Below are 25,312 nucleotides of genomic sequence, written 5' to 3'. Positions count from 1 at the left end.
TGATGGCTGTTATTTTGATGACTTTCATCCAAGGAGGACACGTTTCATGGCGAACCCTAACGACCCCTTCACCCCTTCGAGCACGCCGCCCACCTCGAGTGGCGGTGGTGGCGGCAGCGGGTGGCTGATCGCCCTTGTTGTCATTATCCTGGCCATTGTTGCGTATTATGTCTTTGGCAGAAAAGGTGCCGAGCATGCCCCAGCCGAGCCGCCGGCTGCCAGCACGCCGGCCCCTGCGCCTGCAACGCCTGCTCCAGCTCCCGCTCCCGCTCCGGCGCCTGCCCCGGCTCCCGCGCCAGCTCCGGCCCCAGCACCCGCGCCGGCCCCTGCGCCAGCTCCGGCACCTGCCCCGGCGCAGTGATCGGGCTACAGTTTGAAGACAAACGGCCCGCCGAAAGGCGGGCCGTTTTGTTTGGGACGCTGTCCCCAGCTACAGAAAAACAAGGAGATAGAGCGGTTCGCCGTTTCCGTGAAACGGTGAAACGCTCTAGCCATTCGGCACGGGACTGACCGGCCAGGGCAGCCGATGGCGCAGCTCTTCGACCAGGACCCGCTCATTCTCCGAATAGTCGATCGGAACGACGACGAGATTGACGCCACCCTCGGCAAAGGCCTGCTCGAGGGCAGGTCTCAACTCGGCGATCGCGCCTACCCTGGTGCCTTTGGCGCCGTAGGCTTCGGCATAGCGGACAAAATCGGGATTCCCGAAGGTCATACCGAAATCGGGAAAATCGTCGACCGCCTGCTTCCAGCGGATCATGCCGAAGGCATGGTCCTCAATGACCAGGACCACGAGGTTGAGCTTCAGCCTGACGGCAGTTTCCAGCTCCTGGCTGTTCATCATGAAGCCGCCATCGCCGCAAACCGCCATGACGCGGCGTTCCGGAAAAAGCATCGCTGCCATCATCGCCGACGGCAGGCCAGCGCCCATCGTGGCCAGCGCATTGTCGAGCAGCAGCGTGTTGGCGACGCGCGTGCGGTAGTTGCGCGCGAACCAGATCTTGTACATGCCGTTGTCGAGCGCCAGGATGCCGTCGGCCGGCATCACAGCGCGCACGTCGTGCACCAGGCGCTGCGGGGTGAAGCGGTCCTCGGAGTCGCGCGCCGCGATGCGGCTCAATATCCCCTCGCGCAGCGGCAGCAGTGCCTGTGCGTTGGGAATGTTGCCTTCCAGGCGGTCGGCCAACAGCCTGAGCGACGCGCCGATATCGCCGATCACCTCGGTTTGCGGGAAATAGACCTGTTCGACAGTGGCCGGCTGGTAGCCGACATGAATGACCTTCGGCCCGTCGGCGCCCATGATGAAGGGTGGCTTCTCGACCGTGTCATGGCCGATTGTGATGATGAGATCCGCCCGCTCGATCGCTTCATGCACATAGTCGCGCTCGGACAACGCGGCCGTGCCCATATAGAGCTCGGTTCCACCCGGTACCGTGCCCTTGCCCATCTGGGTGGTGAAATAGGGAATGCCGGTCCGCAGAACGAACTGGGCGAGGTCCGAGGTCGATCGCGGCCGCGAGGCGGCGGCGCCCATCATCGCCAGCGGCCGCTGCGCTTCGATGATCATCTGCGCGGCGCGGTCGAGCGCAAGCGGGCTCGCCAGCGGCAGCTCGACCGGGTGCGGCGGAATCGGCGCCACCGCATCGCATTCTTCCGCAGCGATGTCCTCGGGCAGCTCCAGATGCACGGGTCCCGGACGCTCCTCGCCGGCCACGCGGAAAGCCTCGCGCACCACGCCCGGAATCATCCTGGGCGAAACGATCTGGCGCGAAAGTTTGGTCAGGGGTTTCATCGCCGCCACGACGTCGACGATCTGGAAACGGGCCTGCCTGGACGACCTGACCCCCTTCTGCCCGGTAATCATGACCATGGGCATGGCCCCGAGCAGCGCATAGGCCGCGCCTGTCGTCAGGTTCAAGGCGCCGGGACCAAGTGTGGTGATGCAGACGCCGGGCCTGCCGGTGAGCCGGCCGTGGGTGGCGGCCATGAACGCGGCCGCTTGCTCATGGCGGGTGAGGATAAGCTCTATCGAGGATTTGCGGATGGATTCGACGACGTCGAGGTTCTCCTCGCCCGGTATGCCGAAGATACGGTCCACGCCTTCATTCTCGAGGGCGGCAACAAGCAGATCGGAGCCTTTGGACACGAGGTATCTCCTAAGCGAACCGTGCGAGACGAGCCATACCGAACGCTGACGCGTATCGCCCCTCGGTTCGGGATGATGCTCTAGATATGAATAGGCTTGAAGAACGTGGCCAGCGCCGCTTCCTTCACCGCTTCCGACATCGTCGGGTGGGCGTGGCAGGTCCGCGCCAGGTCTTCGGACGATCCGCCGAACTCCATCAGCACCGCCGCCTCGTGGACCATCTCGCCGGCGCCAAAGCCGACGATATGGACGCCGAGCACGCGGTCGCTCTCCTTGTCGGCCAGGATCTTCACGAAGCCGTCGGTATGCAGCATGGCGCGCGCGCGGCCATTGGCGCTGAACGGGAATTTTCCGACCTTGTAGTCGATGCCGGCCTTCTTCAGCTCCTCCTCGGTCTTGCCGACCGAGGCGATCTCCGGGCTGGTGTAGACGACGCTCGGAATGACGTCGTAGTTCACATGACCGGCCTGGCCTGCAATCGTCTCGGCCACCGCGACACCCTCGTCCTCGGCCTTGTGCGCCAGCATCGGCCCGGCAACAACGTCGCCAATGGCATAGATGCCGGGCACATTGGTCCTGAGATGCCCATCGGTCTTGACGCGGCCGCGCTCGTCGACCTCGACGCCCGCTTCCTTCAGCCCCAGGCTGTCGGCATAGGGGCGCCGTCCGGTGGCGACCAGCACCACGTCGGCCTCGATGGTTTCGGCGGCGCCGCCCTTGACCGGCTCGAAGGTGACGGTAGCGCCCTTCTTGGCCTTGGCGACGCCGGTGACCTTGGCGCCGAGCTTGAACTCGAAACCCTGCTTGGACAGGAGCCGCTGGAACTGCTTCGACACCTCGCCGTCCATGCCGCCGAGGATGTTGTCGAGGAACTCGACGACCGTGACCTTGGCGCCGAGCCGCGCCCATACCGAGCCGAGCTCCAGCCCGATGACGCCGCCGCCGACCACCACGAGGGTGGCGGGCACCTTGGCCAGCGACAGCGCCCCAGTGGACGAGACGATCACCTTCTCGTCGAAATCGACCTTGACGCCCGGAATGCCGGCGACATCCGAGCCGGTGGCGATGACGATGTTCTTCGTCTCGATCTCCTCGACCTTGCTGTCCTCGCCGGTCACCGAGACCTTGCCGGCTCCGACCACCTTGCCGGTGCCGCGGAAGGAATCGATCTTGTTCTTCTTGAACAGGAAGGCGACGCCGTTGACGTTGGAGGCGACCGTCGTGTCCTTATGCGCCATCATCTTCTTCAGATTGAGCTTCGGCGCCGGGATCTCGACGCCAAGCGTATCGAAGGCATGGCCGGCTTCGGCGAACATCTCGGAGGCATAAAGCAGCGCCTTCGACGGGATGCAGCCGATGTTGAGGCAGGTGCCGCCGAAAGTGGCGTTCTTCTCGACCACCGCCGTCTTCAGGCCGAGCTGCGCCGCCTTGATGGCGCAGACATAGCCGCCCGGTCCCGATCCGATGATTACGACGTCATAAGCCATGAGACTGTCCTTCTTATCCGGCTTCGGAGCGGTTCGAGATCGAACCGCTCCAGGTTGTTTCTTCCTACGCATTCCGGACGGAAAACCGCTGGGCACTTTTCCTGGAATTGCTCTAGCGTCCGCCGCTCACATTGAGGATCGCGCCCGTTATATAGGAGGCCGCATCCGACAGAAGATAGAGAACCGCGCTTGCGACCTCGTCGGCCGTGCCCGCCCTTTTCATCGGCAGCATGTCCTGCATCCGCGCCACCCGATCCGGCTGACCGCCGGAGGCGTGGATCTCGGTCTCGGTGATGCCGGGGCTGACCGCGTTGACGCGGATGCCCTCCAGCACGACTTCGCGCGCCAGGCCGATCGTCAACGTATCGATCGCGCCCTTGGAGGCGGCATAGTCGACATATTCGCCGGGCGAGCCCAGCCTAGCTGCAGCCGAGGAGAGATTGACGATGGCGCCGCCTTTGCCGCCATGCCTGGTCGACATACGCTTCACCGCTTCGCGGGCGCAAAGGAAGGAGCCGACGACGTTGATGCGCATCATGCGCTCGACCCGCTCGACGCTCATCTCGTCGACCCGCGCCTTGACGTCGACGATGCCGGCATTGTTGACGAAGGCGTCGAGCCGGCCGAAGGCCCGGTCGACGGCTTCGAACACCGCAATGACGTCGGCCTCGCTGCCGACATCGCCCTTGATCGCGAAGGCATCGCCGCCGGTGGCCTTGAGCTCGGCGACCAGCGCGTCCGCTGCAGCCTGGTTGGAGACGTAATTGACCGCCACGCGGTAGCCGGCCCGGCTCGCCTGCCGGCAGATGGCCGCGCCGATGCCGCGGCTGCCGCCTGTGACCAGCAGCGTCTTGTTGTCCGCGCTCATTCCTGGCAGCCTTTCAGCACGAAAATGTCCCATGGCACCTTGGAGAAGCCGGCGGGACCATAAGCCGCCGACATTTCGAGCGATGGCCCGAGATCGGGGAAGATCAGGCTTTTCGGCGCATCAGCGCCTTCGGCCGGCAGCAGGCCGACGCCGCCCTTCTCGTCGGCGCTGTAGATGACGCCCTCCCAGACCGTGCAGGCGGCAAGCTCCTCGCCGGTGACGTCGCCGGTCGGGCATTTGTACATCAGCGAGCCATGCGGCCGCGCGGCACTGCCATCAGTCCACATCGCTATGCCGTCGAGCACGACATTGTTGTCGAGGATCATGCGAAAGGAGTTGGTGATGGTCGCCGATGTGCCGGCCGGCGTGAAGTCGATCTCGGCGCCGCTCTTTGCCTCACCGTAGACGGCGAGCTGGATCGGGCAGGCAGCCTGCGCACCGGAAGTCGCCGCCGTCAGGGCCAGCGATCCGGCCATCAATCCGATCATGGGCGAGGCGGCATTCGTCATCATTTTACCTGGTCGCCTTCGCGGCCGTCGGCGTTTTCGAGCACGCCGAAATCGGTCATCAGGACCACCGGCTCGCCGGTCGCGTCCAAGCCCCAGAAGGATGGGTAGAAGCCGTCGCCCCAGCCGCTCCAGAACATCGCGATGTTGACCGGATTGGCGGCGTCCGGATGATGCATGACGAACCGGTCCTGGTTGGGCGCGAACTCGGCGGCCAGCACGTCGTCATAATAGTTCTGATCGGGTTTGAGCTTGTCCTGCGCCGCCGTCATCAGGGCCATAGCGGCCTTGTCCATGAACGAGCCCAGGCCGGCATCGACGGGATAGCCGAAGATCTGTTCGCCATTCAGCGTCGAGACGTCCTGCCCGGGCAGGACGGCGAGTTCCCAGCGCACCGGCACCCCGGAACGGAAGCGGAGGAAGGCCGCGGCGACACGGCCCTGCGCCTCGAACAGCGTGACCGGATAGCGCCCGGGCTTCACCTTGCGGGCCAGCGCCGGCCAGTCGTCGGTCGTGATCAGAGGGTCGCAGGCGATGATCTCACCGGTCGGCAATTCGAGCTCGCCGATCGGAGTGACGGTGATCTTGCGCTCCGCCAGTTGCGCATCGCCGAGCGCGAAGATGTCGAAATTGCTGCTCGCCGTCGCGGGGTCCCAGTCGGCGGCCATGGCGAGTGACGGGGCGGCGGCTGAGAGGCCGAGCACAACGATGCTTTGCCGGAAAATCCGCCGCCGCAAGCCGCGCGCCGCCCGGCCCAACCCGAAGGAGAACTTTTCCAGCCAGCCGCTCACGGCACGACCGATCCGATCACAGATCGAGCACCAGCCGCTCGGGATCCTCCAGGCTTTCCTTGACGCGCACCAGGAAGGTCACCGCTTCCTTGCCGTCGACGATGCGGTGGTCGTAGCTCAGTGCCAGATACATCATCGGGCGGATGACGATCTGGCCGCCGACCACCACGGGCCGGTCCTGGATCTTGTGCATGCCGAGAATGCCGGACTGCGGCGCATTCAGGATCGGCGTCGACATCAGCGACCCGTAAACGCCACCGTTGGAAATCGTAAACGTGCCGCCTTGCATATCGGCCACCGAGAGCTTGCCGTCGCGCGCGGCGAGGCCCAGCCGGCCGATCTCCTTCTCGATCTCGGCGATGGACATCTGATCGGCGTCGCGCACCACCGGCACCACCAGGCCCTTTTCCGTGCCGACGGCGACGCCGACATGGGCGAAGTTCTTGTAGATGATGTCGGTGCCGTCGATCTCGGCATTGACCGCCGGGATCTCCTTCAGCGCATGCGTCACCGCCTTGGTGAAGAAGCCCATGAAGCCGAGCTTCACGCCGTGCTTCTTCTCGAACACGTCCTTGTATTTGGCCCTCAGCGCCATCACCGCGCTCATGTCCACCTCGTTGAAGGTGGTGAGCATGGCGGCGGTCGACTGCGCTTCCTTCAAGCGCCGCGCGATGGTCTGGCGCAGCTTGGTCATGCGCACGCGCTCCTCGCGCGGCGCATCCTCGGTGGAGGACGGCGCCCGGGCTACAATCGGCGCCGGAGCCGCCTTCGGCGTCTCGGCCGGCTGCGACGGCGCGCCCCTGGCGATGGCGTCGAGCACATCGCCCTTCAGCACCTGGCCGCGCTTGCCGGAGCCGGACAATTGGTCGACCGAAAGATTGTTCTCGGCGATCAGCTTTGCCGCCGCCGGCGCCGGCGGCATGGTGCGCGGCTCGATCGGGCCGGCGTCGCCGGCGACCTTGGCGGTCTCGGCCACGGCCTGCTTGACCGAGGACGCGGCGTTGGGGCTGGAGGCCTGCGCCACCGCCTGCGGCTTGGTGGCCGGAGCGGCGGCCGCGCCGCCCGCCGAAATCGAGCCGAGCAGCGCCCCGACATTGACCGTCTCGCCTTCCTTGACGGTGATCTCGGAGAGCGTCCCGGCGCCAGCGGCCGGCACTTCCACCGTCACCTTGTCGGTTTCGAGCTCGACCAAAGGCTCGTCGGCGGCGATCGCGTCGCCGACCTTCTTGAACCACTTGCCGACGGTCGCCTCGGTGACGGATTCGCCGAGAGTGGGGACGCGGATTTCGGTAGCCATGTGCCTGTCCGTTGTCTTCTTGAGGTCTGTTTCGTCCGGTCTGCTTACTTGCCCAGCGCCCTATTCACCAAGCGCGTCGTCGAGCAGCGCGGCAAGCTGGCTGAGATGCTTCGACATCAGCCCTGTCGCCGGCGAGGCCGAGGCCGGCCGTCCCGTGTAGCGCACCCGCTGATGCTTGGCGTCGATATGCGCCAGCACCCATTCGAGATAGGGATCGATGAACGACCAGGCGCCCATGTTCTTGGGCTCCTCCTGGCACCACACCATCTCGGCGTTGCGGAAGCGCGACAGCTCGGTGATCAGCGCCTTGGCCGGGAACGGATAGAGCTGCTCGACGCGCAGCAGGTAGATGTCGTTGATGCCACGCTTCTCGCGCTCCTCGTAGAGGTCGTAATAGACCTTGCCCGAGCACAGCACGACGCGGCGGATCTTGGAGTCCTTCACCAGCTTGATCGGCTGGTTGGGCAGCAGCTGCGCATCGTCCCACAACAGGCGGTGGAACGAGCTTTCGCCCGACATCTCCGGCAGCGTCGACACCGCGCGCTTGTGGCGCAGCAGCGACTTCGGCGTCATCAGGATCAGCGGCTTGCGGAAATCGCGCTTCAGCTGCCGGCGCAGGATATGGAAGTAGTTGGCCGGCGTGGTGACGTTGGCGACCTGCATGTTATCTTCCGCGCAGAGCTGCAGGAAGCGCTCCAGGCGCGCCGACGAGTGCTCCGGCCCCTGGCCCTCATAGCCATGCGGCAACAGGCAGACGAGACCCGACATGCGCAGCCACTTGCGCTCTCCCGACGAGATGAACTGGTCGAACACGACCTGGGCGCCGTTGGCGAAATCGCCGAACTGCGCCTCCCAGAGCGTCAGCGCCTTGGGCTCGGCCAGGCTGTAGCCATATTCGAAGCCGAGCACCGCCTCTTCCGACAGCATCGAGTTGATGACCTCGTAGCCGGCCTGCGCCGCCGAGAGGTTGTTGAGCGGAATGTAGCGGGTCTCGTCGCGCTGGTCGTAAAGCACCGAATGGCGCTGCGAGAAGGTGCCGCGTTCGGAATCCTGGCCGGAAAGCCGGATCGGATTGCCGTCGAGCAGGATGGCGCCGAAGGCCAGAGCCTCGGCCGTCGACCAGTCGATGCCTTCGCCCGATTCGATCGCCTGGCGGCGGTTCTCGAGGAAGCGCAGGATCGTCTTGTGCGCCTCGAAATCCTTCGGCACCTCGGTCAGCTTCTTGCCGATCTCCTTCAGCGTGCGCACCGGCACGGCGGTCTTGCCGCGCCGCTGTTCGTCCTGATTGTCGGCGGTGCGCAGGCCCGACCACGCGCCGTCCAGCCAGTCGGCCTTGTTCGGCTTGTAGGACTGGCCGACCTCGAATTCGGCCTCGAGATGCGCGCGCCAGTCGGCCCGCATCTTGTCGACCTCGGCCTGGGTGACATGGCCTTCGGCGATCAGCCGGTCGGCATAGACCTGCACCACCGTCTTATGGGTGCGGATACTGCGGTACATGATCGGCTGGGTGAAGGCCGGTTCGTCGCCCTCATTGTGGCCGAAGCGGCGGTAGCAGAACATGTCCACCACCACCGGCTTGTGGAACTTCATGCGGAACTCGGTCGCCACCTTGGCGGCATGCACCACCGCTTCCGGATCGTCGCCATTGACGTGGAAGATCGGCGCCTCGATCATCTTGGCCACATCCGACGGATAGGGCGAGGAGCGCGAGAAGCGCGGATTGGTGGTGAAGCCGATCTGGTTGTTGATGATGACGTGCAGCGTGCCGGCGACGCGGTGGCCGCGCAGGCCCGACAGGCCGAGGATTTCCGCGATCACGCCCTGGCCGGCAAAGGCGGCGTCGCCATGCAAAAGCAGCGGCATCACCTTGGCGCGCTCCGACAGCGGCACAACCTCGCCGCGCTCGCGGCCGGCGAGCTGGTCCTGCTTGGCCCGCGCCTTGCCCATCACGACCGGGTCGACGATTTCCAGATGCGAGGGGTTAGCCGTCAGCGACAGATGCACCTTGTTGCCGTCGAACTCACGGTCCGACGAGGCGCCGAGATGGTACTTGACGTCGCCCGAGCCTTCCACCTCGTCGGGGGCGGCCGAGCCGCCCTTGAATTCGTGGAAGATGGCGCGGTGCGGCTTGGCCATCACCTGGGAAAGCACGTTGAGGCGGCCGCGATGCGCCATGCCGAGCACGATTTCCTTAAGGCCGAGCTGGCCGCCGCGCTTGACGATCTGCTCCAGCGCCGGGATCAGCGACTCGCCGCCGTCGAGGCCGAAGCGCTTGGTGCCCTTGTACTTGACGTCGATATACTGCTCGAAGCCCTCGGCCTCGACCAGCTTCGACAGGATCGCCTTCTTACCGGTGGCGGTGAAAGTGATCTCCTTGTCGGCGCCTTCGATGCGCGCCTGGATCCAGGCCTTCTCTTCCGGGTCGGAGATGTGCATGAACTCGACGCCGAGCGTCGAGCAATAGGTGCGGGTCAGGATGTCCAGCATCTGCCGCACGGTGCCGAACTCGAGGCCCAGCACATTGTCGAGGAAGATCGGCCGGTCGTAATCGGCTTCGGTGAAGCCGTAATTTTCCGGCGACAGCTCGTTATAGTCCTCGAGCGGCTTGGCGATGCCGAGCGGATCGAGGTTGGCGTGCAGGTGGCCGCGCATGCGGTAGGCGCGGATCATCATGATGGCGCGCACGGAATCGCGCGTCGCCTGGTGCACGTCGGCGTCGGAAAGCACGGCGCCGTTGACGACCGCCTTCTCCTTGACCTTCTTCTCGATCGCCTTTTCGACCAGGCCCCAATTGCCGTCGAGCGCCGAGACCAGCTCGCCATTGGCCGTGAGCGGCCAGGAAGGCTTCGCCCAGGACGCGCCCTTGGCGTTCTTGCGGACATCGCCCGCGTCGTCCTTCAGCGCGGCGAAGAAATCCTGCCACTCCGGATCGACCGAAGCCGGATTGTCCTCATAGGCGGCATAGAGCGCGTCGATATAGTCGGCATTGCCGCCATAGAGGAACGAGGTGAGCGAGAATTGGTCGTTGGCCTGATCTTGTCTTGCCATTTTCGTCTGCGGAGCCTGGCTCCGTCTCCTTAGTGTGGAGGGGAGTAGGGCAGTAAGGGAGTAGGGGAATAGGGCATTTTCTTGCCGCCAAACTTTCCCTACTCCCCTATTGCCTTACTCCCCTACTCCCTTAACCCTTGATCGCCTCGACCAGCGTCGTGCCGAGCCGCGCCGGCGAGGGCGACACCTTGATGCCGGCCGATTCCATCGCCGCGATCTTGTCTTCCGCGCCGCCCTTGCCGCCCGAGATCACCGCGCCCGCATGGCCCATGGTGCGGCCGGCCGGCGCCGTGCGCCCGGCGATGAAGCCCGCCATCGGTTTCTTGCGGCCGCGCTTGGCTTCGTCCTTGAGGAACTGCGCGGCGTCTTCCTCGGCCGAGCCTCCGATCTCGCCGATCATGATGATCGACTTGGTCTCGTCGTCGGCGAGGAACATCTCCAGCACATCGATGAATTCGGTGCCCTTGACCGGGTCGCCGCCGATGCCAACCGCCGTGGTCTGGCCGAGGCCGACATTGGTGGTCTGGAAGACTGCCTCATAGGTAAGTGTTCCCGAGCGCGAAACAACGCCCACAGAGCCCTTGCGGAAGATGTTGCCGGGCATGATGCCGATCTTGCATTCGTCGGGCGTCAGCACGCCCGGGCAGTTCGGGCCGATCAACCGCGAGGCTGAGCGGTCGAGCCGCGCCTTGACCTTGACCATGTCCATCACCGGGATGCCTTCGGTGATGCAGACGATCAGCGGGATCTCGGCCTCGATCGCCTCGATGATGGCCTCGCCCGCGCCTGCCGGCGGCACATAGATGACCGAGGCGTTGGCGCCGGTCCTTGCCTTGCCCTCGGCCACGGTGGCGAAGATCGGCAAGGTCTCACCCTTCGAGCCGGTCCAGGTCTCGCCGCCCTTCTTGGGATGGATGCCGCCCACCATCTTGGTGCCGTGATAGGCCAGCGCCTGCTCGGTATGGAACGTGCCGGTCTTGCCGGTCAGACCCTGAACCAGCACCTTGGTGTTCTTGTCGACGAGAATGGACATTATTTAGCGACCTGCTCAGTGAGTTCGGAACGGGTTGATGACGACCACGGAGCCGTAGGCCTGCCCGTGATTGAGGTCTTCGGTGTAAAGCGTCTTGACGCCAAGGCGTTCGGCCGCGGCGATGATTGCGCCATCCCAGTATGAAATCTGGTAGCGCTGCGAATTCTCGATGCCGCGCATGACGACCGCGCTGTCCAAATCCTGGCAAGGTTTCATGGAGATAGCGGCGACCCACTCGGCCGCTTTTGCCGGCGCCAGGGTGACATCTGCTCGTTTGGTCACGTTCACATAGAACTCCTGCAGCACCTGCGCGGAGGTGGAGTAGTCTTCCTTGGCGATCAACTCCACGGCGCGCTCGTACTTCGCGCGCTCGGATTTGTGTCCGATGGCGGCGTAGACAAGAACGTTCGTGTCGAGGAAGCACTCAGCGATCATAGAGAGCTTCCCGGTTCCACTTCTTGTCGCCCATGTCGCCTGCCGCCTCATGCGCAAGCTTCAGCAACGCCAGCCGTGCCTCGTCCTTGGCGCGCCGCTTCGCGGCCACTGTCGCGAAAAACTCCCGCACCATGCCATTGACGGTCGTTCGCTGTTCGGCCGCTGTCATCTTGACCTGTTCCAGAATCTCGTCCTCGACGGCCAGGGTGATGTTCTTCATGTCTCTTTCTCCTGCAATGCCACACAGTATATGTGTAACTGTGTGGCCACCGCAAGTTACAGCCGCTTTAGGTCGGTGACGGTGAGGTCGCTCTTGGCATTGCCAGTGTTGAGCGTCGTCGCCGGCTCGAACATCAGCACGACGGGCTCGGCGGTCAGCGAGCGCGGCCGGTGCTCGACGCCGCGCGGCACGACGATGAAGTCGCCCTCGCCGAGCTCGACCGGCCCGTCGCGGAAATCGATGGCGATCCTGCCGCGCAGCACGAGGAAAGCCTCGTCCTCATTGTCATGCGCGTGCCAGTCGAAAACCTCGCCGAACTTGGCGACCTTGGCTTGAGCATCATTGACGTCGCCGGCGATGTGCGGATCGAAGACCTTGGCGATCTTTTGATCCGCAGCCTCGACCAGGTTTATCTTGCGCGGAGGCATCCGCTCAACCCTTCACCGCCTTGACGATCTTCTTGGCCGCGTCGTCGAGGTCGTCGGCCGAGACGACGTTCAAGCCGCTGTCGTTGATGATCTTCTTGCCGAGCTCGGCATTCGTGCCTTCCAGGCGCACGACCAGCGGCACCTTGAGCCCAACTTCCTTGACCGCGGCGATCACGCCCTCGGCGATGACATCGCATTTCATGATGCCGCCGAAGATATTGATCAGGATGCCTTCGACGGCCGGATCCTTGGTGATGATCTTGAACGCCGCCGTGACCTTTTCCTTGGAGGCGCCGCCGCCGACGTCGAGGAAGTTAGCCGGCTCAGCACCATAGAGCTTGATGATATCCATCGTCGCCATGGCGAGGCCGGCGCCGTTGACCATGCAGCCGATATTGCCGTCGAGCGCGACATAGGCGAGGTCGTATTTCGACGCCTCGATCTCCTTCTCGTCCTCTTCGGTGGTGTCGCGCAATTCCATCACGTCCGGATGGCGGAACAGCGCGTTGTTGTCGAACGACACTTTTGCGTCGAGCACGCGCAGATGCCCGTCCTTCATGACGATCAGCGGATTGACCTCGAGCAGGCTCATATCCTTCTCGACGAACGCCTTGTAGAGCGTCGGGAACAGCGAAGCACCGTCCTTGGCCGCATCGCCGTCGAGCTTCAGCGCGCCGTTGAGCTTCTTGATGTCATCGGCGCTTACGCCCTTTTCCGGGTCGATCGCGACGGTGACGATCTTTTCCGGCGTGTCATGCGCGACCGTCTCGATGTCCATGCCGCCCTCGGTCGAGACGACGAAGGCGATGCGGCCGACCGAACGATCGACCAGGATCGACAGGTAGAGCTCGCGAGCGATGTCGGCGCCGTCCTCGATATAGAGGCGGTTGACCTGCTTGCCGGCCGGCCCCGTCTGCTTGGTGACCAGCGTGTGGCCGAGCATCTCGTTGACGTTGGCGACCACTTCGGCCGCCGACTTCGCCAGCCGCACGCCGCCCTTGGCGTCGGGGCCGAGCTCCTTGAACTTGCCCTTGCCGCGGCCGCCGGCATGGATCTGGCTCTTCACGACATAGAGCGGGCCGGGCAGTGCTTTTGCCGCGGCCTCCGCCTCGCTTGCCTTGAACACCGGAACGCCGCTTGCGACCGGCGCGCCGAACGTCTTCAGCAGCGCCTTGGCCTGATACTCATGGATGTTCATGCGCTTTGGTCTCCGGGGAGGACGTTTTACTTGCCAGCGAGATGCGGGGCGATCTTGGTGCAGGCCTCGGTGAGGCCCTGGACCGCCGCGACCGAGGAATCGAACATCTTCTGCTCGGCCTTGGAAAGCTCGATCTCGATGACGCGCTCGACGCCGCCGGCGCCGATCACCACCGGAACGCCGACATAGGTATTCTTCACGCCATACTGGCCCGAGAGATGCGCAGCACACGGAAGCACGCGCTTCTTGTCCTTGAGGTAGGACTCGGCCATCGCGATCGCGGAAGCCGCCGGCGCGTAATAGGCCGAGCCGGTCTTCAACAGGCCGACGATCTCGGCGCCGCCATCGCGGGTGCGCTGCACGATCTGGTCGAGCTTTTCCTTCGAGGTCCAGCCCATCTTGACGAGGTCGGGCAGCGGGATGCCGGATACGGTCGAGTAGCGGATCATCGGCACCATCGAGTCACCGTGGCCGCCGAGCACGAAAGCGGTGACGTCCTCGACCGAGACCTTGAACTCCTCGGCCAGGAAATAGCGGAAGCGGGCGCTGTCGAGCACGCCGGCCATGCCCACGACATGGCTGGTCGGCAGGCCGGAAAACTTCTGCAGCGCCCACACCATCGCGTCGAGCGGGTTGGTGATGCAGATGACGAAGGCCTTCGGCGCATACTTCTTGAGGCCCGCGCCGACCTGTTCCATCACCTTGAGGTTGATGCCGAGAAGATCGTCGCGGCTCATGCCCGGCTTGCGCGGCACGCCGGCGGTGACGATGCACACATCCGCGCCCTCGATGCCGGCATAGTCGTTGACGCCGGTCAGCCGGGAATCGAAGCCGTCGACCGGTGATGACTGCGCGATGTCGAGACCCTTGCCTTGCGGAATGCCCTCGGCGATATCGAACAGCACCACGTCGCCGAGATCCTTGAGGCCGATCATATGGGCGAGCGTGCCGCCGATCATGCCCGAGCCGATGAGCGCTATCTTGTTGCGTGCCATGTGAGGATGTTTTCCCTTTGTCTGTGACGAGGTCGTGACGGGGCCGGGAGGCCGAAAGGATGCGGGAAGCCGCGAGATTTGGTCGCACCGAATAACGCCGGCACGGAAGAAATTCAAACGATTATTTTGGGCCCAACATTTTCAATCGGTTAGATGCATCGGGAATTACGTAAACGTCAAAGTTTGTGAGCCGACTGAGGAGAATTTACACAATGAACGTCGAAATCAGAAGGCTTCATCCCGGCGATGACGCCCTTGTGATGCGGGTGGCCGATGACGTGTTCGACGAGCCGGTGCGGCCGGACCGCCTCGCCGCCTATCTCGCCTCGCCCGGTCATTTCATGATCGTGGCGATAATTGACGAAATCATGGTCGCTCAGTGCGCCGCGGTGATCCACCGCCATCCCGACAAGGTAAGCGAGCTTTATATCGACGAGGTCGGCGTGACGCCGCCCTTCCAGCGGCAGGGCATCGCCCGAAAAATGCTGGACGCCATGTTCGAGATCGGCCGCGAGCACGGTTGCGATGAGGCCTGGGTAGGGACGGAGCCCGACAACGAGTCGGCGCGGGCGCTCTATGAAACGCGGAAGGAGCCGCACGGCAAGGCGGAGGATTTCGTGATGTATGTGTATCGCTTACAGATTTAGCGTCGGCGGGACAGCGTCCCCTCTGGCTGCTGGACAGAGGGGGGCGCCAAGCAACGCGGCTGAACGAAATTCAGGCTTGAGCCTGCCTCGCCTCCGCGGCAGGCACCTCGGCCTCGCGCCGCTGCGCCCAGCCTTCCAGCCAGTCGCGGCTCTGCATCTCGACCAGGCGCGAGGCGGTCCGCTCGAACTCGAACACTTCCGTGCCGCGTTTGGCCGTGTAGAGCCCTTGCGGAGGCGCCGCTGCGCTCATCACCAGCCGCATGTGGTGGTCGTAGAGCGTGTCGATCAAAAGGATGAAGCGCTTGGCCTCGTTGCGCTTGCCTTCGCCCAGCACCGGCACATGGTCGATGAAGACGGTCGAGAAACGGCCGGCGATCGCCAGATAGTCGCGCGCGCCGAGCGGCTTTTCGCAGATATCGGCGAAGGAAAAGCGCGCGGCGTCGCCCGCGGCGCGCGGCACCACGAGCTGGCGGCCTTTCAGCGTCAGCGTCACCTCGCCGGTCGATTGGCCATGCGTCATCGCCTCCCAGGCCTCGTCCAGCGCGCGCTCGGCCGCGGCATCGTCCGGCGTGACATAGACCGGCTGCCGGTTGAGCTTTTCCTGCCGGTAGTCCTTTTCGGCGTCGAGCGTCATCACATGGGTATTGCGCTCGAGCAGCGAGATGAACGGCAGGAAGAGCTGACGGTTCAACCCGTCGCGGTAAAGGTTCTCCGGCGCCACGTTGGAGGTGGCGACCAGCACCACGCCGTTGGAAAACAGCGCCGAGAACAACCGCGACAGGATCATCGCGTCGGCAATATCCGTGACGGAGAACTCGTCGAAGCACAGCACCCAGGCTTCATCGGCCAGCGCCCGCGCCACCGGCGGGATCGGATCGTCTTCCTTGACGTCGCCATTCTTGCGCGCGGCGCGGTGCCTCTGGATGCGGTCCTGCACATCGGCCATGAAGTCGTTGAAATGCACGCGGCGCTTGCGCCGGACCGGCAACAGCTCGAAGAACATGTCCATCAGCATGGTCTTGCCGCGGCCGACGGCGCCATGGATGTAGAGGCCCTTAACCGGCTCGCGCGGCTGCCGCCTGGCCGCGAACAGCCAGCCCAACGCGCTCGATTTGTGCGCCAGCCTTTTGGCCGAGATCTCGTCGATCAGCCGGTCGAGCGCTGCGACGACGCGCTCCTGCGCCGGATCGCGCTCGACCGCGCCGCTCTGGACGAGATGGTCGTAGCGCTGCCTGACGGTCGCATGGGTCTGGAGGCCGTCGCGCAGGTGCATGGATCACGTCATTTACTTTTTGAGCCGCACGCTCGAGGAAGGGCCAGGGTGTGCTGAGATTCAGGAGCCGAGAAGGGTAGGTTCCGAGGACCGAAGCGGAGCGTACTTGAGCACCGTGCTTCGGCCGGCGAAGGCCGGAAGCCGCCGTTCGCAGGCCGGCATCACCTGAATATCAGCATACCCTACCTTGTAAGCGAGATAGGCTGCCCGTTGGAAGTCTGGCCGTCGAACTTTTCGCCGCCGGACGAATAGAGCCTGGCCAGCGTGCCGCCATTTTCGTCGTAGAGCGTCAGCTGCTTTCCGGCGACGTTCCATGACTTGATGCCGTCGATCGGCGCGGGGCAGTGCAGCGGACCGGCGCGGTAACCGGCGCCGAACTTGGTCTGCGGCGTCGCCACCTTGCAGCTCTGCCCGGAGACATTGACGTTCCACACGCCGGCGACGCTGGCCGCGGTGAGATCGGTGGCGCCGGCGGGCGCTGCGCCGTCCGGCGGCAGCGAGGCGACCTGGGTGTTCTTCGGCGCGGTCGGGAATTGCGACGGATCGGTGGTGCCGGGGGAAGCCGGCGGCGGCAACTGATTCTGCGTCACCGTGCCGGACGGCGCCGGCGTCAGCGGCGCCGGCTGCTGGTCGTCCATCGACGAGAAGCGCGAAGTCGAGCAGCCGCTCGCAACCAACGCGGCCAACGATACAGCCACAAGGCCGCTCCGCGAAAAGGGGCGGGTCATCGAAAAATTCATCAAAACCTCCGTCGGATCCGGCCGGGGGGAGCCATCCGCGTAATCTTCGCTTCACCAAGACGGCGAAGGTGGCAGAATTTCAACCCGATATGGTTAAAATAGGGTTTTCGGGCCGGCTGTTGTAAATTTATCGCAGCGAGGGGCCGGGGTCGCAAAGACGCCGGCGATGAACCTGATAAATTATTGAAATAAAGACATTAAATCCTGGCGCTCGGCACGAATACATAGCCGTCCGGGCCGACGATGTAGCATTCGCGCAGGCCATGCGGCTTGTCTATCGAGCCCGCCAGCACGATGTGGCCGAGTGCCGCCGCCTTTTTCTCGGCCGCATCGGGATCGGCGCCGTAGAGGCGCAGCTCTATGCCAGCGCCGCGTGTCTCGGCGCCCGCGGTGACACCGGTCATCGGATTGTCGAGATAGGAATGGTCGGCATGCAGCATGAAGATCGAGCCCAAAAGCTCGACTGCCGCGAAATCCTCGTCGGCATAGATGATGCGGGCGCCGAGAACGTCGCGGCAGAAGGCCTCCATCGCCGCCATGTCGGTGACCAATAAGTTGACGCCGACCCCATGCGGCAGCGAGCGGCCGAAATCCTCGGCTTTCATCCATGGTGTCTTGGTCCGCTTCATCGCCATGACGGTCACCCCTTTCTCCCGATCCTAATCGAGCCGGGTTTCACGCATTGGCATTCGCCAGCAAAATGCTTGCGCCAGGCACGTGCACCCTTATCTCAGGACGGGACCGAGCCGGCGGGAGAGTGAATGGCCGCGAGAAAAAGAACCGCCAACCGCTATTACAGCGGCCCGTCCAGCGATCATTTCGACGGCGCCTTGTTCTTCAACCCTGGCGGCAAGCCGCCCGGACGCTTCACCGATCTTCTCAAATGGCAATTCGGCGGCAAGCGGGCGAAATGGCCGGCCGCCTTTCCAAGCCCCCATCCACCGGCGAACCCGGACGATCGGGTGGATGGCAATGCGCTTCGGCTCACCATGGTCGGCCATGCGAGCCTGCTCATCCAGACGGCGGGCCTGAACATCCTGACCGACCCGGTCTGGTCGGAGCGCGCCTCACCCTTCGCCTTCGCTGGTCCGAGACGGGTCAATGCGCCGGGCATTGGCTTTGCCGACCTGCCGCCGATCGACCTGGTGCTGGTTAGCCACAATCACTATGACCATCTTGATCTCGCCACGCTGAGGCGGCTGAAGGAGAGACATGACCCGCTGGTGATGACGCCGCTTGGCAACGACGCCGTCATCGGCCGCGCCGTGCCCGACATGCGGCTCGGCGTGCATGACTGGGGCGACCGGGTCGACGTCGGCGCGGCCGCCATCCATGTCGAACCGGCGCATCACTGGTCGGCGCGCGGCGGACGTGACCGCCGCATGGCGCTATGGGCAGGCTTCGTCATCGAGACGGCGGGCGGCAACATCTATTTCGCCGGCGACACCGGCTTCCATGACGGCATCAACTACCGGCTGATGGCGGAAAAGCATGGCGGCTTCCGCCTCGCCATCCTGCCGATCGGCGCCTATGAGCCGCGCTGGTTCATGGCGCCGCAGCACCAGAACCCGCAAGAAGCCGTGCAGGGCATGAAGCTGTGCAACGCCGCTTTCGCCGCCGGCTGCCACTGGGGCACATTCCACCTCACCGACGAGCCGGTCGAGGAGCCGGCGCAAAAGCTGGCCGAGGCGTTGCAGGCTCAAGACCTGCCGCCGGAGCGTTTCCGCGCCATGCGACCGGGAGAGGTATGGGACGTGCCCGACATCATCGTGTAGCAATAGGCTGTCGGTTCGCGGGCGGGCCTTTACCGAAGCAAACATCCGGGAGAAGCACGATGAAGCCTTTTGCGATAGCCTTGGCTGCGTTCGCCTTGACGACGGCTACGGCCGCATCCGCGGGCGAAATCGCCGACAAGGCCGCCGAAGCGGAGAAAGCCCTCCAGTCGAACGATGCGACAGTCGCGCTGACAAAATTCCGCGAGGCGGAGGAAGCGCTGTGGAAAGCAATGCCGCTTGCCGTTCTGAACGTGAAGCAGATCAGTTCGGCCAGCGGATTCGGCATCTACAGCGAGCGCCCGAACCACATCTACAAACCGGGCGAGGAGATCGTGCTCTATATGGAACCGGTCGGGTATGGCTACGGCGCGGACGGATTGGGCAACAACCAGATCGCGCTTTATGTCGACCTCACCGTGCTGACCCAGTCCGGCGAGAAGCTGGGCAGTTTCGAGAAGCTCGGCCGCGTCCAGCTCGCCTCGCGCTCGCACAACCGCGAGATGTTCTTCAAGCTGAACGTCTCCGTGGATGGATTGCCACCCGGCAAGTACCGCGCGGATTTCCTCATGCATGACGAGAACTCGCAGAAGACGGCGCCTTTCACGACCGATTTCGAGATCACCGGATAGGACGTTTCGGATCGGCCTCGCAACGACGGAACCAGAGTGCTGCGGACGCGTTCCTAAGTCACTGCAAACACTGTCGATTTGCGAGGTTTTTCCATGATCAAGTGGATCATCATCCTTTTGATTGTCGCCGCTGCCGCGAGCCTGCTCGGCATGCCGGCGCTGGCGGGTGCGGCCGCCATGGGCGCGCGCGTCCTCATCGGCATCGTGCTGATCATCTTCCTGCTGATCGTGCTTGGGGTATTCGCCGTCACATAAGACGCGGCCGGACTGGTAATTCCGGGCCATTTCCGCCATATAGCGGCCAAATGGAACTGGAATGACCGGTTAGATGGCAGGCACCGCCCCCTTCGCCAAGATGAACGGCATCGGCAACGAGATCATCGTTGCCGATATGCGCGGCCGTGCCGACAAGGTGACGGCGGAAGCGGCGATCGCCCTCAACGGCGACGCGGCGACGAAGTTCGACCAGATCATGGCGATCCACGACGCGAAGACGCCGGGCACCGCCTATTATATCGACATCCTGAACTCCGACGGCACCAGCGCGCAGGCCTGCGGCAACGGCACGCGCTGCGTCGTCCAGGCCCTGGCAGCCGAGACCGGGCAGAAGAGCTTCACCTTCGAGACCCGCGCCGGCATCCTGAATGCTGAGGAGCATGCCGACGGTTCGATCTCGGTCGACATGGGCAAGCCGCGCTTCGGCTGGCAGGAGATTCCGCTCGCGGAAGAGTTTCGCGACACCCGCATGATCGAACTGCAGATCGGCCCGATCGACGCGCCGGTGCTGCATTCGCCCTCGGCCGTGTCGATGGGCAACCCGCACGCGATCTTCTGGGTCGACAACGACGTCTGGTCCTACGAGCTCGACCGATTCGGTCCGCTGCTCGAAAACCATCCGATCTTCCCGGAACGCGCCAACATCACCATCGCCCAGGTGACCTCGCCCGAAACGATGATCATCCGCACCTGGGAGCGCGGCGCCGGCCTCACCAAGGCCTGCGGCTCGGCGGCTTGCGCCGCCGTGGTGGCGGCGGCCCGCACCAAGCGCACCGGCCGCAGCGTCTCGTTGCTGACACCCGGCGGCGGCGAGCTGCATGTCGAATGGCGCGACGACGATCACGTCATCCTGACCGGTGCCGCCGAATGGGAATTTTCCGGCAGCTTCGATCCCTCGACCGGCGCCTGGGCCCGCGACACCGAAAGCGCCGCCTGATGTCCGCCCTTCAAAAAGGCGCGCCCCAAGCCCCCGCCGGCAAGGGCATCGACGTCGTCACCTTCGGCTGCCGCCTCAACACCTATGAATCGGAAGTGATGCGCCGCGAGGCGGAGAGCGCCGGCCTCGGCGCGCTCAAGGGTGGCGCCGTCATCTTCAACACCTGCGCCGTCACCGCTGAAGCGGTGCGCCAGGCCAAGCAGGCGATCCGCAAGGCGCGCCGCGAAAACCCTTCAGCCCGCATCATCGTCACCGGCTGCGCGGCGCAGACCGAGCCGCAGAATTTCGCCGCCATGGACGAAGTCGACCTCGTGCTCGGCAATGAGGAGAAGCTCAAGGCCAATTCCTACCGCGCGCTGCCCGATTTCGGCGTCAACGACACCGAGAAGGCGCGCGTCAACGACATCTTTTCGGTGCGCGAGACGGCAGGCCACATGGTCGACGCCATCGAAGGCCGGGCGCGCGCTTTCGTGCAGGTGCAGAACGGTTGCGACCATCGCTGCACCTTCTGCATCATCCCCTATGGCCGCGGCAATTCGCGCTCGGTGCCGATGGGCGCGGTGGTGGAGCAGGTGAAGCGTCTGGCCGGCAACGGCTATGCCGAGATCGTGCTTTCCGGCGTCGACATGACCAGCTTCGGCGCCGACCTGCCGGGCGCGCCAAAACTTGGAAAACTGGTGAAGACGATCCTGCGCCAGGTACCGGATGTGAAGCGGCTGAGATTGTCCTCCATCGATTCCATCGAGGCCGACGACGACCTGCTCGACGCGATCGCCACCGAACCCAGGCTTATGCCGCATCTGCATCTGTCGCTGCAGTCGGGCGACGACATGATCCTGAAGCGCATGAAGCGCCGCCATCTGCGCGACCAGTCGATCCGCTTCTGCGAGGACGTGCGCAAGCTGCGCCCTGCAATCGTCTTCGGCGCCGACATCATCGCCGGCTTCCCGACCGAGACCGAGGCGATGTTCGAGAATTCGGAGAAAATTGTCGAGGAATGCGGCCTGACGCATCTCCACGTCTTCCCGTTCTCGCCACGCGAAGGCACGCCCGCCGCACGCATGCCGCAGGTCCGCCGCGAGGTGGTGAAGGCGCGCGCCGCGAGGCTGCGTGCCGCCGGCGAGGCCGCCTATCGCCGTCATTTGTCGTCGCTTGCCGGAACCCGGCAGTCGATCCTGATCGAGCGCGACGGACTCGGCCGCACCGAAGGGTTCACGCTGGCCGCGATCGATACCGGCGCGCCCGGCGAGATCGTCGACGCCGTGATCGCCGGCCATGACGGTGCCCGACTGATTGCGGCTCCGCTTGCCGCGCAAGCCGCCTGAGACTGCGAGACGCATGGCTGGTTTCTTCAAGAAGATATTTTCGTTCGGCAAGAAAGAGGTCGTCGAGGAGCGGGTCGACGAGACGGCCCCACTGCCGCCGATCAAATGGGACGCGCTGGAGGCGCTGAAGCCTGAGGCCGAGCAGGCGGCGCCGGAGGTTTCGGCGCGCGAGCCGGAGCCGGCGCCCCACCCTCCCCTCGATGGGGAGGGTCGCCACGAAGTGGCGGGGCGGGGTGACAGAGCCGACGCCGAGGCCAGAGCCAGTCACCCCCACCCCCGAGCTGCGCTCGGGACCTCCCCCATCGAGGGGGAGGTAGAACCTACGCCTCAGCCCGCTCCGGAAGAGCCAAAACCCGAGCCCGCCCCGGCCATCCCGCCGGCGCCGGAGCCGACCGTTCCGCCCGAGCCGGAACCGCTGCCCGGCCCCAAGCCGGAAGAGGAACCGCAACCGGCGCCTCAGACACCTGAACCGCCGGCCCCCGAGGAAGTGCCCCCGGCGCAACCCGAGCCTTTGCACGCGCCGGCACCCGAACCCGCACCTCAGGAGGTGCCCGCGCCTGCGCCGGCTCAGCCGGACATCGAGCCTTCGCGCCCTGAACCGCAGCCTGAGCCGGCACCGGTCGAGGTGCCGACGCCGCCCGCCGAAGTCCCGCCGGCGCCCGTCGAGGTACCGCCAGCGGAGGCGCCCTCAGTAGAACCATCCGCCGAAGCGGACGCGGAAATCGCGCCTCCTATTCGGCAGCCCGCGCCGGTCGAGCCGCAGCCGATCCTTGCCGAGATCGCACCGGAACCGGAGGCTGTGCCATCGCCGCCAAAGCCGGCCCCTTCCGCCGGCAAGGTGACGGTCTCAAAAAAGGTCGAGCAGAAGGCGGAGCCGGTGAAGGCGCCGGAGCCGGCGCCGCGGCGCTCCTGGTTCCAGCGCATGCGCGAAGGGCTCGCCCGCTCCTCGCGCGAGCTCACCGGCAACATTGCCGGCGTCTTCACCAAGCGAAAGCTGGACGAGGATACCCTGCAGGACCTGGAGGACGTGCTGATCCGCGCCGATCTTGGCGTGGAGACGGCGCTGCGCGTCACCGATTCGCTCGCCTCCAGCCGCTATGGCCGCGACGTTTCCGACTCTGAAGTCCGCGCCGTGATGGCCGCCGAGGTGGAGAAGGTGCTGACGCCGGTGGCAAAACCGCTCGAGCTCGACCTCAGCCACAAGCCGCATGTCATCCTGGTCGTCGGTGTCAACGGCACCGGCAAGACCACCACCATCGGCAAATTGGCCGCCAAGCTCACCGATGGCGGCCTGAAGGTGATGCTGGCCGCCGGCGACACGTTCCGCGCCGCCGCGATCGAGCAGCTCAAGATCTGGGGCGAGCGCACGAAATCGCCTGTCATCGCCACCAAGCTCGGCGCCGATGCCGCGGGCCTTGCCTATGACGCCTTCGAGAAGGCCAAGGAGGCTGGCTCCGACGTGCTGATCATCGACACCGCCGGCCGCCTGCAGAACAAGACCGAGCTGATGGCGGAACTGGAAAAGATCGTGCGCGTGCTGGGCAAGCTCGATCCGGAAGCGCCGCACACGGTGCTGCAGACGGTCGACGCCACCACCGGGCAGAACGCCCTGAACCAGGTCGAGATCTTCCGCAACGTCGCCGGCGTCAACGGGCTGGTGATGACCAAGCTGGACGGCACGGCGCGCGGCGGTATTCTGGTGGCGATCGCAGCCAAGCACCGGCTGCCGGTCTATTTCATCGGCGTCGGCGAGCAGGTCGACGACCTCGAACCGTTTTCCGCCAGCGAATTCGCGAGAGCAATCGCCGGCGTGGCTTGAACAAGGCGCGATCTCTTGAAATGGCCTGCTTTTCGGCCAGATCATGCGCAAGAAGGACTTTTATGAACATCCTCGAACGCGATCCGTCCGATCCACGCCGCAAGCCGATGAATCCCGGCTTGAAGTTCCTGCTCGAGCTTGGCCCGGGCCTGGTGTTCTTCTTCGCCACGATCCGCGGCGAGTGGCTGGGCGAAAAATTCCCGATCCTCACCCATCTTGGCGAGCCGATCCTGATCGCCACCGCCTTCTTCATGGTGGCGACCGCGCTTTCGCTGAGCGCCTCGTGGCTGCTCACGCGCAGCCTGCCGCTGATGCCGCTGGTCTCGGCGATCGTCGTCTTCGTCTTCGGCGCGCTGGCGCTTTACCTGCAGGACAAGACCTTCGCCTTCATGAAGCCGACGATCATAAACTCGCTGTTCGGCGTAACCCTGCTCGGCGGGTTGCTGTTCGGCCGCTCGCTGCTCGGCTACGTCTTCGATTCCGCCTTCCAGCTCGATGCCGAGGGCTGGCGCAAGCTGACCTTCCGCTGGGGCCTGTTCTTCCTGTTCCTGGCCGTGCTCAACGAGGTTGTCTGGCGCAACTTTTCCGAGGCGACCTGGCTTTATTTCAAGGTCTGGGGCACCATCCCGATCACCTTGCTGTTCACCTTCAGCCAGATGCCGCTGATCATGCGCCACTCGCTGGAGGAAAAAGCCAAGGAAGAGAAGGCCGGGAATTAACGCAATTCCAGGAAAAGTGCCCAGCGGTTGGGTTCGGCGACTTCGCCGTAACGTCCGTCCGGAATTGCGTCAGAACAAAGAGGGGGAGCATGGAATTCGTCACCACGCATGTCGAGCTGAGGACGATCTACAAGACGCCCCGGCCGACCGACGGCTCGATCCGCAAGGAGCTCAAAGCCCTCGACGGCCATTGCCGTTCCTTCATCGGCAAGAGCCCCTTCGTGCTGATCGGCTCCTCCGACGGCGCCGGCAATGCCGACGTGACGCCCAAGGGCGACAAGCCCGGCTTCACCGCCATCCTCGACAACGCCACCATCGCCATCCCCGACCGTCCGGGCAACAACCGGCTGGACACGCTGGAAAACATTATTCGCAACCCCTCGGTCGGCCTGCTCTTCCTCATTCCCGGCATGAACGAGACGCTGCGCGTTAATGGCGACGCCCGCATCACCGTCGACCCCGCCTTGCGCGCGCGCCTGGCGGTCGACGGCAAGGAGCCGCAGAGCGTGATCGTTGTGACGGTGAAGGCTGCCTATATGCACTGCGCCAAGGCCTTCATGCGCTCCGATCTGTGGAAGCCCGAGACCTGGTACGACCGCGCGACCTTGCCGACGCTCGGCCAGATCATCCGCGACCAGTTGGCGCTGGCCGAAAGCGCCGGCGAGATCGACCGCGAGCTGGACGACGATTACCGGCAGACCATGTGGTAGGCTTCCTGGA

General features: G+C 64.6%; 25 protein-coding genes. 9 read left to right on the top strand and 16 right to left on the bottom strand.

From position 1 onward, the window contains the following. Nucleotides 1–487: 487 nt before the first annotated feature. The 13 genes from RFM41_RS08260 to mdh all read right to left on the bottom strand — a co-directional run bounded on the left by RFM41_RS08260 (nucleotide 488) and on the right by mdh (nucleotide 14,452). Nucleotides 488–2,146, bottom strand: a complete 1,659-nt coding sequence (locus RFM41_RS08260) for an acetolactate synthase large subunit (RefSeq protein ID WP_320247628.1) — start codon at nucleotides 2,144–2,146, stop codon at nucleotides 488–490. 80 nt (nucleotides 2,147–2,226) lie between these two features. Further along, nucleotides 2,227–3,633, bottom strand: coding sequence for a dihydrolipoyl dehydrogenase (gene lpdA, locus RFM41_RS08255; protein ID WP_320247630.1), 1,407 nt, complete (start codon nucleotides 3,631–3,633; stop codon nucleotides 2,227–2,229). A 112-nt stretch (nucleotides 3,634–3,745) separates the two neighbouring features. Further along, complete coding sequence (locus RFM41_RS08250; protein ID WP_320247632.1) at nucleotides 3,746–4,501, bottom strand: SDR family oxidoreductase; 756 nt, start codon at nucleotides 4,499–4,501, stop codon at nucleotides 3,746–3,748. After that, nucleotides 4,498–5,010, bottom strand: coding sequence for a hypothetical protein (locus RFM41_RS08245; RefSeq protein ID WP_320248078.1), 513 nt, complete (start codon nucleotides 5,008–5,010; stop codon nucleotides 4,498–4,500). The genes RFM41_RS08250 and RFM41_RS08245 overlap by 4 nt, the downstream gene beginning before the upstream one ends. After that, nucleotides 5,010–5,744, bottom strand: coding sequence for a DUF4241 domain-containing protein (locus tag RFM41_RS08240; RefSeq protein ID WP_320248079.1), 735 nt, complete (start codon nucleotides 5,742–5,744; stop codon nucleotides 5,010–5,012). The genes RFM41_RS08245 and RFM41_RS08240 overlap by 1 nt, the downstream gene beginning before the upstream one ends. A 70-nt stretch (nucleotides 5,745–5,814) precedes the next feature. Further along, complete coding sequence (gene odhB / locus RFM41_RS08235) at nucleotides 5,815–7,095, bottom strand: 2-oxoglutarate dehydrogenase complex dihydrolipoyllysine-residue succinyltransferase (protein ID WP_320247634.1); 1,281 nt, start codon at nucleotides 7,093–7,095, stop codon at nucleotides 5,815–5,817. Nucleotides 7,096–7,155: 60 nt separating this feature from the next. Beyond that, the gene (locus RFM41_RS08230; RefSeq protein ID WP_320247636.1) at nucleotides 7,156–10,143 is read right to left on the bottom strand and encodes a 2-oxoglutarate dehydrogenase E1 component; all 2,988 of its coding nucleotides are present in this window, start codon (nucleotides 10,141–10,143) and stop codon (nucleotides 7,156–7,158) included. Between the two features lie 130 nt (nucleotides 10,144–10,273). Further along, complete coding sequence (gene sucD, locus RFM41_RS08225; RefSeq protein WP_320247637.1) at nucleotides 10,274–11,176, bottom strand: succinate--CoA ligase subunit alpha; 903 nt, start codon at nucleotides 11,174–11,176, stop codon at nucleotides 10,274–10,276. A 15-nt stretch (nucleotides 11,177–11,191) separates the two neighbouring features. Next, nucleotides 11,192–11,611, bottom strand: coding sequence for a PIN domain-containing protein (locus RFM41_RS08220; RefSeq protein WP_320247638.1), 420 nt, complete (start codon nucleotides 11,609–11,611; stop codon nucleotides 11,192–11,194). Then, nucleotides 11,601–11,831, bottom strand: coding sequence for a hypothetical protein (locus RFM41_RS08215; RefSeq protein WP_320247639.1), 231 nt, complete (start codon nucleotides 11,829–11,831; stop codon nucleotides 11,601–11,603). Before RFM41_RS08215 ends, RFM41_RS08220 begins: the two co-directional genes overlap by 11 nt. A 56-nt stretch (nucleotides 11,832–11,887) precedes the next feature. Next, on the bottom strand, nucleotides 11,888–12,259 hold the full coding sequence (locus tag RFM41_RS08210) for a cupin domain-containing protein (protein ID WP_320247641.1): 372 nt from the start codon (nucleotides 12,257–12,259) through the stop codon (nucleotides 11,888–11,890). Nucleotides 12,260–12,263: 4 nt separating this feature from the next. Next, a complete protein-coding gene (sucC, locus tag RFM41_RS08205; protein ID WP_320247643.1) occupies nucleotides 12,264–13,457 on the bottom strand; it encodes an ADP-forming succinate--CoA ligase subunit beta in 1,194 nt (397 codons plus the stop codon). Nucleotides 13,458–13,483: 26 nt separating this feature from the next. After that, complete coding sequence (mdh, locus tag RFM41_RS08200) at nucleotides 13,484–14,452, bottom strand: malate dehydrogenase (protein WP_320247645.1); 969 nt, start codon at nucleotides 14,450–14,452, stop codon at nucleotides 13,484–13,486. Nucleotides 14,453–14,664: 212 nt separating this feature from the next. On the opposite strand from mdh, the gene RFM41_RS08195 reads away from it, so the two are divergent. Then, entirely contained in the window at nucleotides 14,665–15,099 is a 435-nt protein-coding gene (locus RFM41_RS08195) for a GNAT family N-acetyltransferase (RefSeq protein WP_320247647.1), read from the top strand. A gap of 70 nt (nucleotides 15,100–15,169) precedes the next feature. Here RFM41_RS08195 and zapE read toward each other — a convergent pair whose 3' ends face one another. The 3 genes from zapE to RFM41_RS08180 form a co-directional block, all read right to left on the bottom strand. Beyond that, a complete protein-coding gene (zapE, locus tag RFM41_RS08190; protein WP_320247648.1) occupies nucleotides 15,170–16,372 on the bottom strand; it encodes a cell division protein ZapE in 1,203 nt (400 codons plus the stop codon). Between the two features lie 182 nt (nucleotides 16,373–16,554). Beyond that, nucleotides 16,555–17,100, bottom strand: a complete 546-nt coding sequence (locus RFM41_RS08185; RefSeq protein ID WP_320248080.1) for a protease inhibitor Inh/omp19 family protein — start codon at nucleotides 17,098–17,100, stop codon at nucleotides 16,555–16,557. Between the two features lie 209 nt (nucleotides 17,101–17,309). Continuing rightward, nucleotides 17,310–17,747, bottom strand: a complete 438-nt coding sequence (locus RFM41_RS08180; protein ID WP_320248081.1) for a VOC family protein — start codon at nucleotides 17,745–17,747, stop codon at nucleotides 17,310–17,312. A gap of 126 nt (nucleotides 17,748–17,873) precedes the next feature. Here RFM41_RS08180 and RFM41_RS08175 point away from each other — a divergent pair, with 126 nt between their 5' ends. From RFM41_RS08175 to RFM41_RS08140, 8 genes are all read left to right on the top strand, one after another. Continuing rightward, entirely contained in the window at nucleotides 17,874–18,887 is a 1,014-nt protein-coding gene (locus RFM41_RS08175) for an MBL fold metallo-hydrolase (RefSeq protein WP_320247649.1), read from the top strand. Between the two features lie 59 nt (nucleotides 18,888–18,946). Then, the gene (locus tag RFM41_RS08170) at nucleotides 18,947–19,516 is read left to right on the top strand and encodes a hypothetical protein (protein WP_320247651.1); all 570 of its coding nucleotides are present in this window, start codon (nucleotides 18,947–18,949) and stop codon (nucleotides 19,514–19,516) included. A 93-nt stretch (nucleotides 19,517–19,609) separates the two neighbouring features. Then, nucleotides 19,610–19,771 carry a DUF1328 domain-containing protein gene (locus tag RFM41_RS08165; protein ID WP_320247653.1) on the top strand — a complete coding sequence of 54 codons (162 nt, stop codon included), beginning with the start codon at nucleotides 19,610–19,612 and terminating at the stop codon, nucleotides 19,769–19,771. Between the two features lie 73 nt (nucleotides 19,772–19,844). Further along, nucleotides 19,845–20,729: a diaminopimelate epimerase gene (gene dapF, locus RFM41_RS08160; protein WP_320247655.1), complete on the top strand. Its 885-nt coding sequence runs from the start codon at nucleotides 19,845–19,847 to the stop codon at nucleotides 20,727–20,729. Further along, nucleotides 20,729–22,054 carry a tRNA (N(6)-L-threonylcarbamoyladenosine(37)-C(2))-methylthiotransferase MtaB gene (gene mtaB, locus RFM41_RS08155; RefSeq protein ID WP_320247657.1) on the top strand — a complete coding sequence of 442 codons (1,326 nt, stop codon included), beginning with the start codon at nucleotides 20,729–20,731 and terminating at the stop codon, nucleotides 22,052–22,054. Before dapF ends, mtaB begins: the two co-directional genes overlap by 1 nt. Before the next feature lie 13 nt (nucleotides 22,055–22,067). Further along, a complete protein-coding gene (gene ftsY, locus RFM41_RS08150) occupies nucleotides 22,068–23,873 on the top strand; it encodes a signal recognition particle-docking protein FtsY (protein ID WP_320247659.1) in 1,806 nt (601 codons plus the stop codon). Between the two features lie 62 nt (nucleotides 23,874–23,935). After that, nucleotides 23,936–24,592, top strand: coding sequence for a septation protein A (locus tag RFM41_RS08145; protein WP_320247660.1), 657 nt, complete (start codon nucleotides 23,936–23,938; stop codon nucleotides 24,590–24,592). 89 nt (nucleotides 24,593–24,681) lie between these two features. Further along, nucleotides 24,682–25,302, top strand: coding sequence for a pyridoxamine 5'-phosphate oxidase family protein (locus RFM41_RS08140; RefSeq protein ID WP_320247661.1), 621 nt, complete (start codon nucleotides 24,682–24,684; stop codon nucleotides 25,300–25,302). Nucleotides 25,303–25,312: the final 10 nt, after the last annotated feature.

The organism is Mesorhizobium vachelliae, from assembly GCF_033977325.1.
GTDB lineage: Bacteria > Pseudomonadota > Alphaproteobacteria > Rhizobiales > Rhizobiaceae > Mesorhizobium > Mesorhizobium vachelliae.
The sequence above is the reverse complement of the archived record's forward strand: the minus strand, read 5'-3'. Positions and strand labels throughout refer to the sequence as shown.

What these genes read in the sequence shown, in the direction of transcription:
- sucC (WP_320247643.1), bottom strand. Translation starts at nt 13,457, where the DNA reads ATGAACATCCATGAGTATCAGGCCAAGGCGCTGCTGAAGACGTTCGGC.
- RFM41_RS08170 (WP_320247651.1), top strand. Translation starts at nt 18,947, where the DNA reads ATGAAGCCTTTTGCGATAGCCTTGGCTGCGTTCGCCTTGACGACGGCT.
- ftsY (WP_320247659.1), top strand. Translation starts at nt 22,068, where the DNA reads ATGGCTGGTTTCTTCAAGAAGATATTTTCGTTCGGCAAGAAAGAGGTC.
- RFM41_RS08165 (WP_320247653.1), top strand. Translation starts at nt 19,610, where the DNA reads ATGATCAAGTGGATCATCATCCTTTTGATTGTCGCCGCTGCCGCGAGC.
- sucD (WP_320247637.1), bottom strand. Translation starts at nt 11,176, where the DNA reads ATGTCCATTCTCGTCGACAAGAACACCAAGGTGCTGGTTCAGGGTCTG.
- dapF (WP_320247655.1), top strand. Translation starts at nt 19,845, where the DNA reads ATGGCAGGCACCGCCCCCTTCGCCAAGATGAACGGCATCGGCAACGAG.
- mtaB (WP_320247657.1), top strand. Translation starts at nt 20,729, where the DNA reads ATGTCCGCCCTTCAAAAAGGCGCGCCCCAAGCCCCCGCCGGCAAGGGC.
- RFM41_RS08145 (WP_320247660.1), top strand. Translation starts at nt 23,936, where the DNA reads ATGAACATCCTCGAACGCGATCCGTCCGATCCACGCCGCAAGCCGATG.
- RFM41_RS08195 (WP_320247647.1), top strand. Translation starts at nt 14,665, where the DNA reads ATGAACGTCGAAATCAGAAGGCTTCATCCCGGCGATGACGCCCTTGTG.
- RFM41_RS08140 (WP_320247661.1), top strand. Translation starts at nt 24,682, where the DNA reads ATGGAATTCGTCACCACGCATGTCGAGCTGAGGACGATCTACAAGACG.
- RFM41_RS08185 (WP_320248080.1), bottom strand. Translation starts at nt 17,100, where the DNA reads ATGACCCGCCCCTTTTCGCGGAGCGGCCTTGTGGCTGTATCGTTGGCC.
- odhB (WP_320247634.1), bottom strand. Translation starts at nt 7,095, where the DNA reads ATGGCTACCGAAATCCGCGTCCCCACTCTCGGCGAATCCGTCACCGAG.
- RFM41_RS08220 (WP_320247638.1), bottom strand. Translation starts at nt 11,611, where the DNA reads ATGATCGCTGAGTGCTTCCTCGACACGAACGTTCTTGTCTACGCCGCC.
- RFM41_RS08175 (WP_320247649.1), top strand. Translation starts at nt 17,874, where the DNA reads ATGGCCGCGAGAAAAAGAACCGCCAACCGCTATTACAGCGGCCCGTCC.
- mdh (WP_320247645.1), bottom strand. Translation starts at nt 14,452, where the DNA reads ATGGCACGCAACAAGATAGCGCTCATCGGCTCGGGCATGATCGGCGGC.
- zapE (WP_320247648.1), bottom strand. Translation starts at nt 16,372, where the DNA reads ATGCACCTGCGCGACGGCCTCCAGACCCATGCGACCGTCAGGCAGCGC.
- RFM41_RS08210 (WP_320247641.1), bottom strand. Translation starts at nt 12,259, where the DNA reads ATGCCTCCGCGCAAGATAAACCTGGTCGAGGCTGCGGATCAAAAGATC.
- RFM41_RS08180 (WP_320248081.1), bottom strand. Translation starts at nt 17,747, where the DNA reads ATGGCGATGAAGCGGACCAAGACACCATGGATGAAAGCCGAGGATTTC.
- RFM41_RS08215 (WP_320247639.1), bottom strand. Translation starts at nt 11,831, where the DNA reads ATGAAGAACATCACCCTGGCCGTCGAGGACGAGATTCTGGAACAGGTC.
- lpdA (WP_320247630.1), bottom strand. Translation starts at nt 3,633, where the DNA reads ATGGCTTATGACGTCGTAATCATCGGATCGGGACCGGGCGGCTATGTC.
- RFM41_RS08250 (WP_320247632.1), bottom strand. Translation starts at nt 4,501, where the DNA reads ATGAGCGCGGACAACAAGACGCTGCTGGTCACAGGCGGCAGCCGCGGC.
- RFM41_RS08245 (WP_320248078.1), bottom strand. Translation starts at nt 5,010, where the DNA reads ATGACGAATGCCGCCTCGCCCATGATCGGATTGATGGCCGGATCGCTG.
- RFM41_RS08230 (WP_320247636.1), bottom strand. Translation starts at nt 10,143, where the DNA reads ATGGCAAGACAAGATCAGGCCAACGACCAATTCTCGCTCACCTCGTTC.